Annotated in this window: 18 protein-coding genes; 4 read left to right on the top strand and 14 right to left on the bottom strand. The window is 43.7% G+C overall.

What is annotated here, in order from left to right:
* Positions 1-268: 268 nt before the first annotated feature.
* The 11 genes from IX91_RS06435 to IX91_RS06385 all read right to left on the bottom strand — a co-directional run bounded on the left by IX91_RS06435 (position 269) and on the right by IX91_RS06385 (position 7578).
* Complete coding sequence (locus IX91_RS06435) at positions 269-754, bottom strand: GNAT family N-acetyltransferase (protein ID WP_004743443.1); 486 nt, start codon at positions 752-754, stop codon at positions 269-271.
* A 79-nt stretch (positions 755-833) separates the two neighbouring features.
* The gene (locus IX91_RS06430; protein WP_004743442.1) at positions 834-1295 is read right to left on the bottom strand and encodes a GNAT family N-acetyltransferase; all 462 of its coding nucleotides are present in this window, start codon (positions 1293-1295) and stop codon (positions 834-836) included.
* Between the two features lie 39 nt (positions 1296-1334).
* Positions 1335-1931 (bottom strand): class I SAM-dependent DNA methyltransferase, encoded by a 597-nt coding sequence (locus IX91_RS06425; RefSeq protein ID WP_004743441.1) that lies wholly within the window; start codon positions 1929-1931, stop codon positions 1335-1337.
* A 30-nt stretch (positions 1932-1961) separates the two neighbouring features.
* Positions 1962-2783 carry a hypothetical protein gene (locus tag IX91_RS06420; RefSeq protein ID WP_004743440.1) on the bottom strand — a complete coding sequence of 274 codons (822 nt, stop codon included), beginning with the start codon at positions 2781-2783 and terminating at the stop codon, positions 1962-1964.
* Between the two features lie 40 nt (positions 2784-2823).
* Entirely contained in the window at positions 2824-3225 is a 402-nt protein-coding gene (locus IX91_RS06415; RefSeq protein WP_004743439.1) for a hypothetical protein, read from the bottom strand.
* Between the two features lie 28 nt (positions 3226-3253).
* Positions 3254-3982, bottom strand: coding sequence for a hypothetical protein (locus IX91_RS06410; RefSeq protein WP_004743438.1), 729 nt, complete (start codon positions 3980-3982; stop codon positions 3254-3256).
* A gap of 270 nt (positions 3983-4252) precedes the next feature.
* Positions 4253-4669 (bottom strand): VOC family protein, encoded by a 417-nt coding sequence (locus IX91_RS06405; protein WP_004743437.1) that lies wholly within the window; start codon positions 4667-4669, stop codon positions 4253-4255.
* Between the two features lie 33 nt (positions 4670-4702).
* Positions 4703-5389 (bottom strand): DUF4336 domain-containing protein, encoded by a 687-nt coding sequence (locus tag IX91_RS06400; protein WP_004743436.1) that lies wholly within the window; start codon positions 5387-5389, stop codon positions 4703-4705.
* A 23-nt stretch (positions 5390-5412) separates the two neighbouring features.
* The gene (locus IX91_RS06395) at positions 5413-6030 is read right to left on the bottom strand and encodes an HAD family hydrolase (RefSeq protein ID WP_004743435.1); all 618 of its coding nucleotides are present in this window, start codon (positions 6028-6030) and stop codon (positions 5413-5415) included.
* A gap of 168 nt (positions 6031-6198) precedes the next feature.
* The gene (locus IX91_RS06390; RefSeq protein ID WP_004743434.1) at positions 6199-6846 is read right to left on the bottom strand and encodes an isochorismatase family protein; all 648 of its coding nucleotides are present in this window, start codon (positions 6844-6846) and stop codon (positions 6199-6201) included.
* Positions 6847-6864: 18 nt separating this feature from the next.
* A complete protein-coding gene (locus IX91_RS06385; RefSeq protein ID WP_004743433.1) occupies positions 6865-7578 on the bottom strand; it encodes an NUDIX hydrolase in 714 nt (237 codons plus the stop codon).
* 258 nt (positions 7579-7836) lie between these two features.
* Here IX91_RS06385 and pncB point away from each other — a divergent pair, with 258 nt between their 5' ends.
* Positions 7837-9078, top strand: a complete 1242-nt coding sequence (gene pncB / locus IX91_RS06380; protein WP_004743432.1) for a nicotinate phosphoribosyltransferase — start codon at positions 7837-7839, stop codon at positions 9076-9078.
* Between the two features lie 53 nt (positions 9079-9131).
* On the opposite strand, the gene IX91_RS06375 is transcribed toward pncB, so the two are convergent.
* A complete protein-coding gene (locus IX91_RS06375; RefSeq protein ID WP_004743431.1) occupies positions 9132-10604 on the bottom strand; it encodes a C69 family dipeptidase in 1473 nt (490 codons plus the stop codon).
* 210 nt (positions 10605-10814) lie between these two features.
* Complete coding sequence (locus tag IX91_RS06370) at positions 10815-11768, bottom strand: LysR family transcriptional regulator (protein ID WP_071881261.1); 954 nt, start codon at positions 11766-11768, stop codon at positions 10815-10817.
* A 104-nt stretch (positions 11769-11872) separates the two neighbouring features.
* Between IX91_RS06370 and IX91_RS06365 the strand changes: the two genes are divergently transcribed.
* Together IX91_RS06365 and IX91_RS06360 are read left to right on the top strand one after the other, a co-directional pair.
* Positions 11873-13213 (top strand): MATE family efflux transporter, encoded by a 1341-nt coding sequence (locus IX91_RS06365; protein WP_038197365.1) that lies wholly within the window; start codon positions 11873-11875, stop codon positions 13211-13213.
* Positions 13214-13261: 48 nt separating this feature from the next.
* Positions 13262-13717: a hypothetical protein gene (locus tag IX91_RS06360; protein ID WP_004743428.1), complete on the top strand. Its 456-nt coding sequence runs from the start codon at positions 13262-13264 to the stop codon at positions 13715-13717.
* On the opposite strand, the gene IX91_RS06355 is transcribed toward IX91_RS06360, so the two are convergent.
* Positions 13714-14712, bottom strand: a complete 999-nt coding sequence (locus tag IX91_RS06355) for a substrate-binding domain-containing protein (protein ID WP_004743427.1) — start codon at positions 14710-14712, stop codon at positions 13714-13716. The genes IX91_RS06360 and IX91_RS06355 overlap by 4 nt on opposite strands.
* 241 nt (positions 14713-14953) lie before the next feature.
* Between IX91_RS06355 and IX91_RS06350 the strand changes: the two genes are divergently transcribed.
* Positions 14954-15871, top strand: coding sequence for an aminoimidazole riboside kinase (locus tag IX91_RS06350; RefSeq protein WP_004743426.1), 918 nt, complete (start codon positions 14954-14956; stop codon positions 15869-15871).
* Positions 15872-16054 lie beyond the last annotated feature (183 nt).

Below are 16054 nucleotides of genomic sequence, written 5' to 3'. Positions count from 1 at the left end.
GTTGATCTACCTATAAGATCTATAACGCAGCTATCAGCGATTTTAACCAGCAAGAATGACCAGATATTTATTTTGATTGGTATGTAACCCGAGAGGCAGAAAAACAAAACCCACCTCTTTCGGGTGGGTTAAACGAAAATAAACGCGTGAAAACACCACCATTCCTAAGGAATGATGATAATTCGAGAATCTTGGCGCGTTAGAGTCATTTTCATATCAATATATTTGTATATAAATTATTCAGTGTCAATGGCAATAAATTTTAGGTCTATAGCTTTAACTCACTATTTTCTTTAGCGTACGTCATCAAGTACTGCTTTTCAGAAAACCCATAGCTGCGATAGAAACCCATCGCGCTGTCATTGTTCGACCAAACATGCAAATCAACCGAAAATGCATCATGAGATTGCGCCCAATGAACAAAGCTATCGACTAACTCCCTAGCTATGCCCTTTCCTCTTGAGGCAGGGCACACTATTAACTCTTCTAGATAAGCATATAGTCTAGCCTGACTCCAACGACGCTGCGGAGTTTTAGTGATGGAACCTAACAGCGCGCCAACTGCAACACCATCAATCTCTTTTACAACGAGATATTGATTGTTGTCTGCGAGTATCTGCTCAAGCTCCTCAAGCGTTAACACATCTTCAGTCTCACACACAATATCAGGCGCTAACTGTGCATTGTGCTGGTTTTCGAGAATAAACAACCTAACCAAGTTTGAATGGTCAGATACTACCGCTTTACGAATCATAGTTTTCTCTTACATTATTGAGTTTGTAAACTCTCTGGTCTGGTGAGCATTATCTGCGTTGCTTGCCCCCCAATAATCGCTAAGTTGATTGACTTGGAGAGAGAGGTTTACTTAAGCAGATTGATCTTGAGACGCCAATATACTTTCCGTAGGGGGCGCATTCTTTATAACCGTTTCGCTGATAAAACCGAACTGCTTTCAAGTTGACTCGACGAGTCGATAAAATCGCTTCATGGTAGCCTAAGCTGATGGCGAACTCTTCCAATAGATTGAGAATAAAAGCGCCAGCTTTAGGCTGCTTAGAATACATCCGCTTTAGTTCACATACGCCGTCGCTAAAGTACCTAAATACACCGCAAGCAACTGGCTGATTATCTAAACAAACCACCATGCATCCATCCAACTGAGAATTGAATTCATCAGGTGAAAAAGAACTTTCTCCTGAATCATCCGTAATTTGGCGCAATGATGAGTTCAGCTCCTGTACCAAAGAAGCGAAATCTTTATCGCTTGTGGTCACTTTCTTGTGAGTAAAATTCATCCCTCAATCCTCAGGTATTTCATCAACTAGGTTACACTTTTATGAGTGCTTCACCGCCACGACGGAAAACGTATGCCAATGTTTTTGTCTTCCCAATGCTGTTTCAGCTTTTTCATCGCGTTCAACAAATCGGATAATTTCAAAGTTTGAAAACAGGACTCTAACTTCTGACTCAGTGAGAGGTGTCGTTGGGCTACGGTAGTTATTTGCCCAAGAGTCTTTTGTCCCCATAAAGTCACCAGCAAACACCCCACCTTCTACTAGCGAAGACTCGATCTTTTCCCATGTCCTTAAGAAGCAACTTGGATCAGCGAAGAACAAACTATTGTTGGCAATCGCAAGGCTGCATTGAGGGTAATCATAGCCTTCAAATGAAGACTGTGAGATATCGGCCAGAGCATTTTGCCCAAACCTGTCTCGACAAATGGCTATCGCATCGGGATTAACATCAAAGCCATGCACTTGGTAGCCTTGCCCGAGTAAATAATCAATATCGCTCCCTGTACCACATCCGCAATCAATCGCTACTTTAGTAGACGACTTGTTGAGCTTAGCAACAAACTCCGTTCGCTTAAGGTGAGGTTTAACTAATGCTTTTTCGTAATATTGACGCCAAATATCGCTGTTTTCATCCATATACTTTATTCCTTGTTGAACCAAGTCAACTTAGGTGTTTTCTTCATTTTCTATGGCTTGACGCAAAGAGGCAATAAATTCACGAACCTTTCGGTTGTTGTCCGCATGAAGTTCATTACCGCAAGACTCACCGCGATAAGAGATTGCCGGATCTGAATAGATGGGTAAGAGTAACTTTTCGTAACTCATGATTGTTCCAGCGTTTGCACACTTATAAGCCCTTGCATAAGGTTTGACGAGGTGTTTATTTGCTGGCTTGAGGCTACGTTCAAGTTGTCCTTGTAACAATGAAAAGAACAGGGTTTCACTATGATTTGCGTGCATCAAATGCCCGAACTCATGCTCAAGGACATAAGGAGGCGCATCATCCGCTAACAAGATGAAACCACGGTTAAACTCCCAGTGCGTCATGCCATTGATGTCTTCTTCAAATATTGGGTGACGGTAATCAAGAACAAAAACGAAGTAGTTTAGGGGATCATTTTCAATTGAATCTAACCGCTCTTTGCCAATCGCATTGCGACCTTGCCAATAGACTTCTTCTAAATACTCCGTATCTGAAAAACCAAAATCGACATATTGGTATGACGCCAATTGACGCTCAAGTGGCAAACAAGAGTTCTCTAGTGTTTGGTTGGCAAACTCGATCTGCTTAACGGCGTTACGCTTTCCGAAAAACTCTTTTAGTGAACTATCAACAAAATAGTGCACTTTGGTCGATAAAACCGTCTCGTCATGACTACAGGTTACTAATTCCAAATTATCCAAGTCGAGAGGGGTTTGATCGGGCCTATTTAGATAAAAAAGTACCGCAGTGACAATAAGAGATGAGATAACTAGGACTTTTTTCATGGTTCTCTGCTTTAAACCCATAAAACTCTTGTTCAATGCTTTACCCGATAACCTTCTTAAGACATTCAACTTGTTTCTCTAATAATTGACCGTCGCCTGAAGAATAAGATTTAGCCACATTGATCCATTGAGTCCCCGTCTCGTCGATATGCTTAAATTCCACTTGCAGTGCATAACGCGAACATCGGCTTAGGGAAAATAGAAAACCAACAACACTCAAACTCACTGCGATACCAATTAACCATGAAGGAGCAGGACTGAACTGATTGACTACTAGCCAAGCTGATCCTGAAAATAACGCAAGCCAAAAGCTCAATTGACCTAAATTATCCAACAACGACATGCGCTTAAATTTAGCATTGGTAATCTTTGCAAGTGGGTAGCTATCTTTTTTGAAATGAAAATTCTTGGTATCAATTTTGAAATCAGATTCTTTAAACATTTTAAATCTTGTCCTTATTATTGTTCTTCTACTTATGTAAGTACTTCTTTGCGAATTCTCTTAGTACCTTCGCGTTATTCTTTAGATCTTCGGAGCCACACGTTTCGTCATTGGAAGTAGTGTCAGGGTTAGAATAAACAGGGATGATATCTCGCTCATACGACATGATTGTGCCGCGTCCAGAGCAAACAGCTCCAAATGCAAACTTTTCACTTTTGGGATACGAACTGATTAGGTACTCGTTAATATCAAAGTTAACCATCTGTTCTTTTAGCGTTTTTATATCGTGTGAAGCGCCGCTCAGATGACCAATTTCATGCTCCATAACATGATCATGACAATTCAACGCTATATTAAAAAACAGCGAAGAGCTCGATGAATAGCCACACCATTTGGATTGGTAGCTGTCATTAAAGTTGGCAAACACAATACCTTTAAAAATAGGAACGCCGTCATTATTGTGCTCTGGAAAGTTACGTTCTAAAGATAATTTTAGAAACCGCTCAGACACATCAACGTCCTTAAACCAACTACTATCAATCGCTGGGACATACTCAATATGAGTCACTTTACGAGATATTGGTATACACGAATTCGATAGGGTCATATTAGCGAAAGCCATCCAAGCATTAATTTTGGCTTGCACAAAATCTTTAGAATATTCAGCTAGCACATCATCATTAATGTACAAATGCACTTCAGTTTCTAGCTGAACACTGTGAGCACACTGCGGAAGCTGCAGCTTGCTATCAGCCATGACACTCCCATGCACGAAAGCGGAAGCTAACAATAAGGTTGGTATTTTCATTTCATTGAACCACAGCTATTGGCGACCTTTTAACCCCAATAGCATCAAGAGACATAGCGAATGTTCGCCTTAACCATATGAAACAAAATACATTATCAGAATTTATAAAACAAGAACAACCAATCACCTTAGATTAGCAATTCATAGATGGGCAACTTGCGTAGGGTAAATCAAGTAGAGCGAAGAGGCAGCCGCGCTACCTCATAAGTGCAGTAAAGATCAACGATTCGCCATAGGGTGGTCTGGGTGTAACTGCAGCAAATCCCAAAGATTGCCGTACAAATCTTCAAACACCGCAACGGTGCCATAGTCTTGCTCCTTGGGTTCTCGAACAAAGTGAATTCCAATCGATTTCATTCGCTCATAATCACGCCAGAAGTCATCGGTACTTAAAAACAGGAACACGCGCCCACCAGATTGATTACCAATAAAATCATGCTGCTCAGGTTTCGATGCTTTGGCGAGCAGTATGGTCGCACCGTGTGAATTCGGTGGAGCTACAACAACCCAACGTTTGTCTTGTTCTGGCTGGTAGGTGTCTTCAATCAGTTCGAACTGCAGTTTGTTAACATAGAAGTCTATGGCCTCGTCGTAGTCTTTGACGACTAAGGCGATGTGAACGATGTTTTGCTTCATTTTCAACCTAATGAATTGTCTTATTCTTGGTGACTATATTAACCACTTAAATGATTTAGTTAAGAATTCTCGTGCATTTTCTCTGACTATTTCGCCGTGAGACATCACGAGAACACTTGGATTCCAACTCAACAAACATTCAAGGTGTTTACGAGCTTCTGTTTTGCCAAACATAAAGCTGAGTCGCCAATCGGCTGGCATTTTGCCATTGGGAGCCAGTATACCTACTCGCTTCGCGACCACTCTTTGCCAATAATTAAACTCTCGACCGGAAAAGTTCTCGACCAAATCCGTAACGATCAATGTGTGTGATTGTTTATGAAAGAAAACACATTCTTCCATCAACGGAGAACCAGTGAAAAGTACCTGTTCGATATCTGATTGCCACTCCCAAACACAATCACTGTTTAGTGAGGCGTTAAAATGGATATCTCGGCGTTTTTTAATCACTTCATCAGTACCAAATACCTGAGCTTCAGGAAACGCACTAATCCAATCAGGGAGAAAGAGATGATGCAGATGATTTGGGGCGATTAGAAATTTTACCGAACCTAAACTCACTAATTGGCTCTGGACTTGCTCGGTCAGCTCGATAGGACTGTGAACCCAAAGCTCGCCACCAGCGAGCTTAACGACTGTCATTCTAGTTGAAAAAGGCAGTCCGAAGAACGAAACCGTACTGCCATCAAAAATCCATATGTTGTTAGCTAGCTTTTCCATGCCACGCCCCTCTTACTAGCTTATTAAAACCTTAAATCTAGCGCTTTTAACTCGTCTTCAGCTTGCTCAGCCGACAAGAATTGAATCGCGTGCATCCCGACATTCTTCGCACCTTCAACATTGTGCGGCATATCGTCTAGAAAAACACATTGCTCGGCGATGAGCTGATTGTTATTGAGTAAAGAGTGGTAGATCTCAGGTTGGGGTTTTAGCAAACCTAAGTCAGCGGAAACAGTAGCAGCGTCAAATAACGGCCAAAAGTCGTATTCTGTTTTTAGAAAGTCGACAATTTCAACGACGTTGTCCGTCAAGGCATAGACACCATAGCCAGCGGCTTTAACCTTCTTAATTAGATCAACAGCCCCATAAAGCTCAATTAAAGATTGCTTAACGTAATAGAACAAACGATCACAATCTTGAGGTGTAAAATCTAACTCAAGCTGGTATCGATGTTTGGCTTCAATTTCAGTGAGAAAACCTCGATTGAGATCAAGCCAAATATCACTCATAAAGACTTTCTTGGCCAGCGCTTCGGGTTGTTCTACATTGCCAAATGTCAGCCTCACAATCTCCAGTGGCGCCCAACGTACAATCACATTACCGACATCGAAAACAACATTCTTAATTACTGTGTTCTGCATAAGCCCAACCAACCTTTATGTTTATAGTGGAGTAAATTTCATGAGCTGAGGTTAACTCAGTTTTTCTCGTAACAAATGGCGAAAACTCACAAAACCTGCCATACAAATACTCAGTTGATACTTATCGCATGTTTGCGATCAAAAACGGAGCGATACTCGCTCCGTTGTTTATTCCAATCCTTTAGCGTCTTCTATTAAGATTACGCCTTTCTCGGCCAACGCATTGGCAACGTTGTTCGCATTGTCAGGAAACACGGCTCTGGTTGAGGCAAGATTGAGTATTACCTTAAAACCCGCCTCTACAAGCTGCTCAACCGACTTTTTCACACAAAAATCTAAAGCGAGCCCACCAACAATAACGGTTTCTATTTGCTTAGCACGTAAGAATTCGATCCCACCTGTAGAAAGGGTATCAGCCTGATCATGATAAAACGCCCCATACGGGTGGGCGTCAGGGTCAATACCCTTGTTGATTTGGAAATCATAGTCTCGAATTTCAGGTAAACCGGGTAACAATTCCACGCCCGCCGTTCCAACGACGCAGTGTGGATTCCACTTAATGTCCACCTCAGGAAGGCCAACAGGTTCAAGCATATTTTCAGGCGTTTCAGCCTCCCATACTGCGCCAGGTGGATGCATGTCGCGAGAAACCAAACGCACTGAAGCTTTACTGTGATTGCACTTGAGTTCTTCAACAATCTCTAAAGCACCCTGTACAGGCAGCTCTTTAGGGCATAACTCGCTAAAGCCTTTCTGCGGATCAACATCAATCGAGGCCGTTGTGGTTTTATCAATCTTAATCGTCTGAAATTGCATTACTCTCTCCTTGCGTCATCATCGCAGGCAGGTTTGGAAATAGGTTACACACTTTTCACCAAGGCTATACACTTGAGCTGGCTTACCACCTTTACCGCGGTTAGTTGAAGCCATTTTATTCGCACTGATAATGACTCCAGTCTCAATCAGACGGCGTTTAACCGTCATGCGATTCACCTCTACACCAAATTTTGCGTATGCGGCAATAATGTCTGAAACAAGAAACTCTCGGTCTAAAGCAAACAGCGCGACTGAGGTGTATTCAACCGCCGCTCGTAGCTTTTTCCACGCAAGCTTAATCAAATCGGCATGGTCGAAAGCCAGTTCAATCTCATCATCCAGAATATTATTCAGTGGAAACCATCTCAGTTGCTCTTGGCACAAGCCACAATTCTCGATTTGCTCTACATTCGCTTGGTTGAGCAACGCATAATGAGCAATGGTGACACTCCAACCTTCTGGGTCACGCTTAGGGTTACCTTCAACCATCGGTTGGCTGATGTAATTGGGGTAAGTATGTATTTTTTGGCGACAAATACGCTTACGAGCAGCATCAAAATCTTGGTCAGCTTGCTGCCCTCCCTGATTAGATAAATCCTGCTCAAAGACAAACCCACCAGGTATTGACCATAAGCCATGTTCCGGTCTGTCTGGGTTGTTTCTTTTGATCAGTAAGGTCTCTAACCCTTCATCACCTAACCTAAGGCATATCATGTCAATGGTGACAATCATCGTACGACCCCTAACTCCTTAATTGTTAGATACATTACCACCACAACGTATAAGGTCAACAGGAAAGTAACAATACGTGACTTACCTTACCATACTCATTTCACCCCTTACTTTTATAACCATATATCTATTCAACAAAAGTAGAATAGACAGGTTTTAATCAAATCGACTATAGTTAATAACATAATTTGACAAACCTTGGGCGCTTATTTAAAGTTCAGTGCAACAATAAAGCCCTAAGAAACATAGGATGGCTGAATGACCGCCAAGCTTTTTAACGACAACATCATCCAAAGCGCACTTGATCTCGATGTCTATAAGATCAACATGATGCATGCTGCGCGAAAGTTTTATCCAGATACCCATGTTCGCTATGAACTTATTGTTCGCTCATACGAAGATTTATCTGGTTTAAAAAGCGACGTTAAAAACGAGATTGGCAAACTCGCACAAGTTACATTCAGCCAAGAAGAAATCGCTTACCTTGAGGCGAAAGCCCCTTACCTTGACTCAGACTTTCTCGCTTACTTGAGTGAGTTCGAGTTCAGACCTCTGCAACAAGTCAGCGTAACCACACTTGATGGTCAACTTCGTGTTTCGATTTCAGGGCTTTGGCACGAAACCATTCTCTACGAGACGCTCGTTATGAGTATTATCTCTGAAGTGCGCAATAGAACTCGATGGAGTGGCATTCCTTATTCGCAGTTTGCCAGTGTGTTGGAAGAAAAAATTACTTATCTTAAGTCTGAATTGAAACGCAGAAACATCACCAATTTCCAATTCTCGGAGATGGGAAGCCGACGCCGATTTAGCGCCCAAGTGCAGCGTGACTTAGTCAGCTATCTTCACCAGCATGCACCTGAACTGATGAGCGGTACAAGTAACTACCATTTAGCCAAACAATTTGATTTAACGCCAATCGGAACGGTGGCACACGAATGGTTTATGGCTCACCAGCAACTGGTGGAGCCTGCTCAGTCGCAAAAGGTCGCCTTAGACAAGTGGTATCAAGCATTTAATGGCAAGCTGGGCATTGCACTGACAGACACCATAGGTATTGACGCGTTTTTGCAAGACTTCACCTATGAACGTGCAAGTGTCTATGCTGGCGTACGACACGACTCTGGAAGCCCATTTGACTGGGGTGACAAAATGATTGCTCATTATGAGTCACTGGGTATCGATCCAAAGTCAAAAGTGCTGATCTTTACCGACGGGCTGAACTTTGAACGCGCGTTGGAAATTAGCGAGTACTTTGCAGATCGCGCTAATATCAGTTTCGGTATTGGTACATTTCTGGCGAATGACATGGGCGATTGGTCAGATGAAACCAGCTGTTACCAACCTCTTTCGATGGTCGTTAAAATGACAGAGTGCAATGGCGCCGCCGTCGCGAAAATCAGCGATGAACCGGAAAAAGCCATGTGTGAAGACCCGATCTTCCTTGCCGATTTAAGACAAAGCTTTGGCCTTGAGTCCAAGTACGATAAAGCAAGCTAAACGCCCAACTCAAGAAAACGGAGCATTGGGCTCCGTTTTTTCTTTATTAGAGCTTAAAGGCTCATGATTTTCTTAAACTCTTCTTCGGAGTACTTCTTCTCTGTACTCTTAGTTAAGTCTGTCATCATCTTATATCTAAGCTCAGTTGCCATACTTAACGTGCGTTTAAGCTGACCATATGAGTAATCTGCGGCCATATTTAAGGCTGCCTGTTTGTCGGCTTTATACATGCCCGTCAGCGTTTTATCTAAATGCTTCACTTGCTTGTAGAGTTGGGTTTCTTCTTCATCCCACGTCGCTTTTAAGATCGGCAAATATTTATCTGGATTAGCAGAAGCCAATGCCGTTAAGCTGCGGAACTGCCAATAAGCAGAATCATCACTATAGGTGTCATCACCAACTTGGAAAGCCTTAGGGTATTGTTGCAATGTGGAGTACAGCGGTACTAACACCGACTCTGGCAACACGCCAAAGCTTTGCCAAATCACGCCTTGAAGTTCATCTGGCATGTTAGGACGTAATTGAATAACGTGCGACTCTAGCTGACGCTCTACACGAATTGGTCGCTTCGCTTTGCCTTCTAGAGCCGTTCCGTCATAAGTTGCACTCAAGACTTCCGCGACATCTTTCACCGATATTTTCTCGTCAGGCTTCATAAACAGCGGATACTGTGCAAGTCGACTTTGTTGGTACTTAGATGGAGTCAACATTTTCTGCCCCAACCATTCGCGGTCAATATTGTACTCATCCCCTATCACACCGAAAGCTTTGGCAAAGTTGAACGACTTTTTGTCTGCTTTATCGAGAAGCTTATGCTGTTCCACAAACTCAAACATGCCTTTCGAATGCAAAACATCTTTGCTCGCGAGATTCACGCCATGCACGCGTAAGCCATTGGCAATCATCGCATAGCTGTCATCCGGCACTTTTACCGCAATCCAATGGTGACCAGAACCAATTTCAAACAACCAAGCTTCGTTGATGTCTGCAATGTAGAGGCTATTGCCCTCTCCCGCCCCATAGGTTTCGATGTATTGGCCCAGTAGCTCTACGGCCTGTTTGGCGTTTTCAGCTTGCGGAAGAATTAAGGTAGGAATAATCGCTTCGATCACACCGTTGTCGACTAGAGGATCAACCTTAGCGACTTTGTCGTTGATTTCTGCACTCGTTGTCGCGGAGATGGCGACGTTATGCTCATTGATGCCGCGCTCTTCATAGAACTTGCCATCACTGTCGACGGTTTTCGCATCCCAGTCTGGTATCGCTGAGTACGCATAAAAGTGCTTCGGCATAGGAACAACTAAACCATTGCCAAGTGTCCAATCTCCTTCTGGGTTGTCTTGTGCTGGTCGATACTCTAGGTATTTGTTCCAGTTATTGATACCAAAGTCTTCGTTACGCGCAATCATTATACTGCCATCGCTAGACGCCCCTTTGCCGACGATAAGACCAGTACAAGCTATCGCATTACCACTTAACGCGACAGCTACAGCAGTTGCTAAAAAGGATACAGACCATGTTTTCATCTTAATTCTCCGCATATGAAACGAGATAGAACCTAAGTTCACGTCAGTTGTATTTGCAGGGTTTTTATTGTCATTCAATGAGAATGTTTTCGACTGAGTGTACTGACCATTCGATGAGAATTTTCTTCTTCTCGTCACATTAATGACAATTTTAATTAAGAATAATTATTTGAAAAATATGCAGTTTTTGCATAATTTCATTTAGAATTACTAGAGGTCGACTTTGACAGTACTCCAACTGAACTTTGTGCATAATTGTTTAAGTTCAGCCACTTCCGATTCGGTTTGGGACACCAACCAATCCAAAATCTCATTGGCAATAGGAGTATGGTTTTTCTGATAGCAATAGTATTGCCAATCACTATGCTGTAAAGCAATGGCTTCAGGACATTTAAGGAACTTTCGTTTGAGCTCAGGTAATACCAATAGCAAATCGGTTACGGTGACACCCTGCCCAGACAGACAGGCACTCAGCGCCAGATCTAAACTAAAAAATACCGTGTCTCGACCGAGCTTTTTCCCTTTAAGATCCGCATTAGCAATCCATAGTTTCCAGTCCTGATGATCAAGCGTGGCATGCAAATGAGGAAGCTTGAGCACATCTTCAATCTGAATACTCTTATCTGACAACAGTTCGGCATAAACTGGCGCCATGTACTCGGCACGCAAGAAAGTCACACCTTGTTTACCTAGGTATCTTTCTTTTTGCCGAGTGTTGATGATCAAGAGATCGCAATCTTCTGATTCGAGCACGGGATCTTCTTCGATAGATGGGATGATAACTATCTCATGCTCGGGGTATCTCTCATTGAGCATAGCGACATTGGGCATCAAAACACGCGTGGCATAACTCAATGCACTTTTGATCACGATGCGCTTTTTAGCCGGAGCCTTCCATTGCGCGATTAATGACTCTAGGTTATGGAAATTTTGCCTCAGTACTTCATACAAGTCTTTCCCTTGAGCGGTCAATTCGATACTGCGATGTTTGCGATTTAACAGCGATGCGTGCAACTCATCTTCAAGTTGTTTTATCTGTCTACTAACAGCACTTTGCGTAACGTTTAGCTCATCTGCAGCTTTGGTAAAACTCATCAGGCGCGCCACTGCCTCAAACACTTTTAATCCATTGTGCGAATAAGGAAGGCTGGAATAAGGGCTCATATAACTCTCGTATGATCTGAACTCATGACAGAGTGGCATAAATGTCATTTGAACGCCAGTCTGATAACCCTTACCTTTATGTGATAATGATCACGAGGCTCCCAATGAAAAAAATTCTCTCTCTCGCTATACCACTTATTATCTCGCAAATGATCTCTATGGCATTAGTACTTACTGATGTTTGGATGATGTCGCGATTAAGTGTATCTGCTATTGCAGCGGGAGGTTTAGGGGCTTCAATCTACTCATTCGTATTTATCGTGGCGAGCAGTACAGTGGGCTGCGTCGCAAACTTAATTGCCATTGCCTACGGCCAGAGAATTGCTCGTCCAGAGTTTGGCAACCAACAAATCAGACTCGCCGTTAAAGGGGCGGTACTGCTATCGGTGATTCTAAGCCTAGTGCTTAGCATCAGCTTCATGTTTGTTCCTCAGTTACTTGCGATCGCCAATCAGCCGAGTGAACTCGCTGCGCCTGCAATGCAATATGTCGATACATTGAAATGGGCAATGCTGCCTTCCCTACTCCTTCTCGTACTGCGCGGCTTAACCAGTGCTTTTGGCAACGTGCGTTCGATTATGGTGATGTCATTACTGACCGTCGCGTTAAACGTCCCAATCAGCTACGTTCTTGCCTTCACTATGGACTTAGGGCTCGCTGGCTTAGGCGCAGGCACAGCACTTGCTGCATTCATTGTCATGATTGGATACGCCGTATGGGTATTTAAACGCCCAGAGTATGCCTCTTTTGCTCCTTGGCTTAACAAGGATGAGTACTCGCTATCCTTGCTGACTCCGTTACTGGCAATGGGATTACCGATCGCTTTAGCTGCATTACTAGAACACGGCCTGATTTACGGCGGCACTCTCATGGCTGGCACCATCAGTATCGCAGCCTTAGCCTTACATCAGATCCTTCTGCAATGTTTGAGCTTTACATGGAACATTAACTTTGGTTTCTCTCAGGCTGCCGCCATTCTTGTTGGCCAAGACTTCGGCGCAGAAAACTACGATGGCATTAAGCGCACCGCCCTTCGTAGCTTTGGTATTACAACAGTGCTCAGTATCATTCTCGCGGGGGGCTTTATGCTTTGGCCAGAGCTTATCGCAGGTATGTTTAACCTTGATGGTGAACTCACGCACTTGCTAGCGATGGTACTTTGGGTTGTTGCGTTGTCATTCATCGTTGACGCATGGCAACTGCTGGCTATTAACCTTCTACGCGGAATGAAGATTGTTATGGGCCCAACCATCATGACAGCGATTGGATATTGGGTGTTTGGTCTTCCAGCGGCGTGGCTGTTAATGCCGCACTTCGAACTTGCGGGCATCTGGGGCGGTATAGGGATAGGTTTAGGAGTTACCGGTGTATTGCTATTAGCCCAACTGCTCATGGCAATCAAGAAGCAGCGCAATACAGATTCTCTTGCTGTAGCAATGGGCTAAGCGTAGACTCTCGCTACCATCATGCACTGTTAAGCGAAACATCAAGTCATGACCGATCTAGACATTGAATTTGAACACATCTACTTGGAAGTGAAAGCAGAACGTTGGCCACAAATAGAGCGCTTTCTGTTTAGCTATTACTGTTATCGAGAAGGCTTCGTCACGAGCAAAAACAAGCCCGATTGGGAAACCGCTCGTGCTAAGGCTCCGCGATCAACTAGTGTTCAAAATATTCAAGACTCTGCACTGGAGCCAGTTGTCCCACCGGCGGTGGTCATTGGTGAAATCAAGCGTTACTGGCGGGATGGAGAGCTAACACCAAACTCCCTAAGGCGTATTCTTGATAGCTTGCTTCACTATGCGACCGTCTCGAAGCAAGAACTCCAAGAGCTTAAAAAAGCTGGCCTGCAAAACGCAATGCCAGCTTGTTGGTATCAGAGTGACGAAAGAGAAACCTTAGCTCGTTTTGGCAAGGTAAAGATCTGCATAGAAGACCTTACTTAGCGTCGATAATGGATCTTAGCCGGAAACACTAACTGTTCGGGTTGTCGATTGGGCTCATTTAACAGAGCCTTTCCTGATTCAAATAAAGCTTGTGCAATCAAGTCACAATCTTGTTCTACTGAATCTATTTTAATTGGCAGGCAATCTAAAATATCGTAGTTATCAAAGGTTGCGATACGAACATCAGACATAAGTAAATTCTTTTCAGTCAAATAACGTAGTACGCCCTCAAGCAACGAATATGAGGCGGTAAATACAGCTTTTGGTACTCGGCCATTTTGCTCGACCACTTTGGCCATCATCTCGTAACCAGAGCTAGGCTGATAGTCTTGGTGAAAAACAAACTCTTCTCGAAATTTGATTCCGGCCTGCTGTAATCCTGCTTGGTAACCAGAAAAGCGCTCCCTACTCGGTGAGAGATCCAGTTGCCCACCGATATAAAAACACTCATCAAGGCATTTCACTAAGTTCGCAACGACCTCTTGAGTCGCGCTAGCAGCGTCCGTTTTAATATTGGTAAAGACGCTGTCTTCAAATACTCGGTCAAAAAGGATAACAGGCGTCGTCTGTTTCAGTGGCTGTAAGTCGTTCTCACTAGTTTGAGACGTCGCAATCAATAACACATCGACCTGCCTGTCGACCAAGCTTTGAATCGCCTGCTTTTCCATTTCTGGATCATCGTCTGATGATGCGATTAACAGTTGGTAACCTTCGCTACGACAAAGCACCTCCAGTCGTTTTGCGATGGAAGCAAAACCCATGTTGGCCAAATCAGGAATGACAAGCCCTGCAGTATAGGTCTGCTTAGACTTCAACGCCCGCGCATAAATGCTTGGCGAATAGTTGTTTGCCACAGCGATAGCTTCTACTTTCTTTACTGTTTCTTCATTTATGCGGTGTTTTTTAGCATGACCATTGAGCACAAAACTTACGGTCGATTTTGAAACACCTGCCAATTCAGCAATATCGGCTAGCTTAAGCTTTTTCGTTGTCATTCTTTACCTGTTAATGCTCGTCGTCTAAGAGTGGCGTGCCCCAACCTATTCTACTGGCATCAAGCAATATAGCTAACTGTTTGCACGTCTTATCGCTTTGTCGATCCTAGTGGCATCTAAAAGATCGGATAGGATCACAATTCACTCTCTTAGCATTCATTATAACTCGATTTAGCTATTAGCTAAAACGTTTTAGCTCTATAATTGGAGCATCGTTATTGAGATATTTGAGGTGACAACTATGAACAGAGTTTGGGTGACAGGCGACGCCGTCGTTGACCTAATTCCGGATACCGAATCAACCTACTTAAAATGTCCAGGTGGCGCGCCAGCCAACGTAGCGGTAGCGATCGCTAGACTCGGTGGAAAAAGCGCATTCTTTGGTCGTGTTGGTCAAGATCCCCTTGGCAGATTTATGAAGAACACACTCGCTGATGAACAAGTAAATACTGAGTTTATGCTGCTTGATGACGCACATCGCACTTCGACAGTGATCGTCGACCTAGATGACAGCGGCGAGCGCAGCTTTACCTTTATGGTTAAACCCAGTGCCGATCAGTTTTTAGCTGAAAGTGACATTCCTCAGTTTAAGGCAGGCGAATGGCTACACGTGTGCTCCATTGCATTGGCTAACGAACCGAGCCGCAGCAGCACTCTTAAAGCGATGCGCCAAATCAAAGCCGTTGGTGGATTTGTCAGCTTTGATCCAAACCTACGTGAAGAAGTGTGGGCACAGCCAGACGAACTCAAACCCGTGGTCAAACAAGCGATTGCGCTTGCTGACGTAGTAAAATTTTCTGATGATGAACTGATGTTTCTGACCAACACCACTTCGCTTGAAGATGGATTAAAAGCCATTGAAAACGATAGCAACTCATTGGTTCTTGTCACTCAAGGTGCAAAAGGTGCGCTTGTCGTCTTCGAAGGTGAGCAACGTTTGCTCTCAGGTCAAACCGTTAAGCCAGTCGACACGACGGGCGCGGGCGATGCGTTCGTAGGTGGTTTGTTAGCCAAACTGTCGCAACACAGTGACTGGGCGAACAGTTCAAATATTGAGGCTGCAGTTCAATGGGCGAACGGTTGTGGTGCTTTAGCTACGACTCAAAAGGGTGCTATGACCGCGTTACCAACTCAACAAGCATTGTTAGAGTATATCTAGATGTAATACCAACCAGAATAAATTTCTGGTCATTCTTGCTGGTTAAAATCGCTGATAGCAGCGTTATAGCTTTTGTAGGTAGGTCAACTAGCTAGCTGCAATCTATGCCTTGCTCTAAGCGATTTTTCCTGCGCAATTATCTGATCAGCTATTTATCCCGATTGGTATAATATGAGAACGAGC

This window comes from Vibrio tubiashii ATCC 19109 (assembly GCF_000772105.1).
GTDB lineage: Bacteria > Pseudomonadota > Gammaproteobacteria > Enterobacterales > Vibrionaceae > Vibrio > Vibrio tubiashii.
The sequence above is the reverse complement of the archived record's forward strand: the minus strand, read 5'-3'. Positions and strand labels throughout refer to the sequence as shown.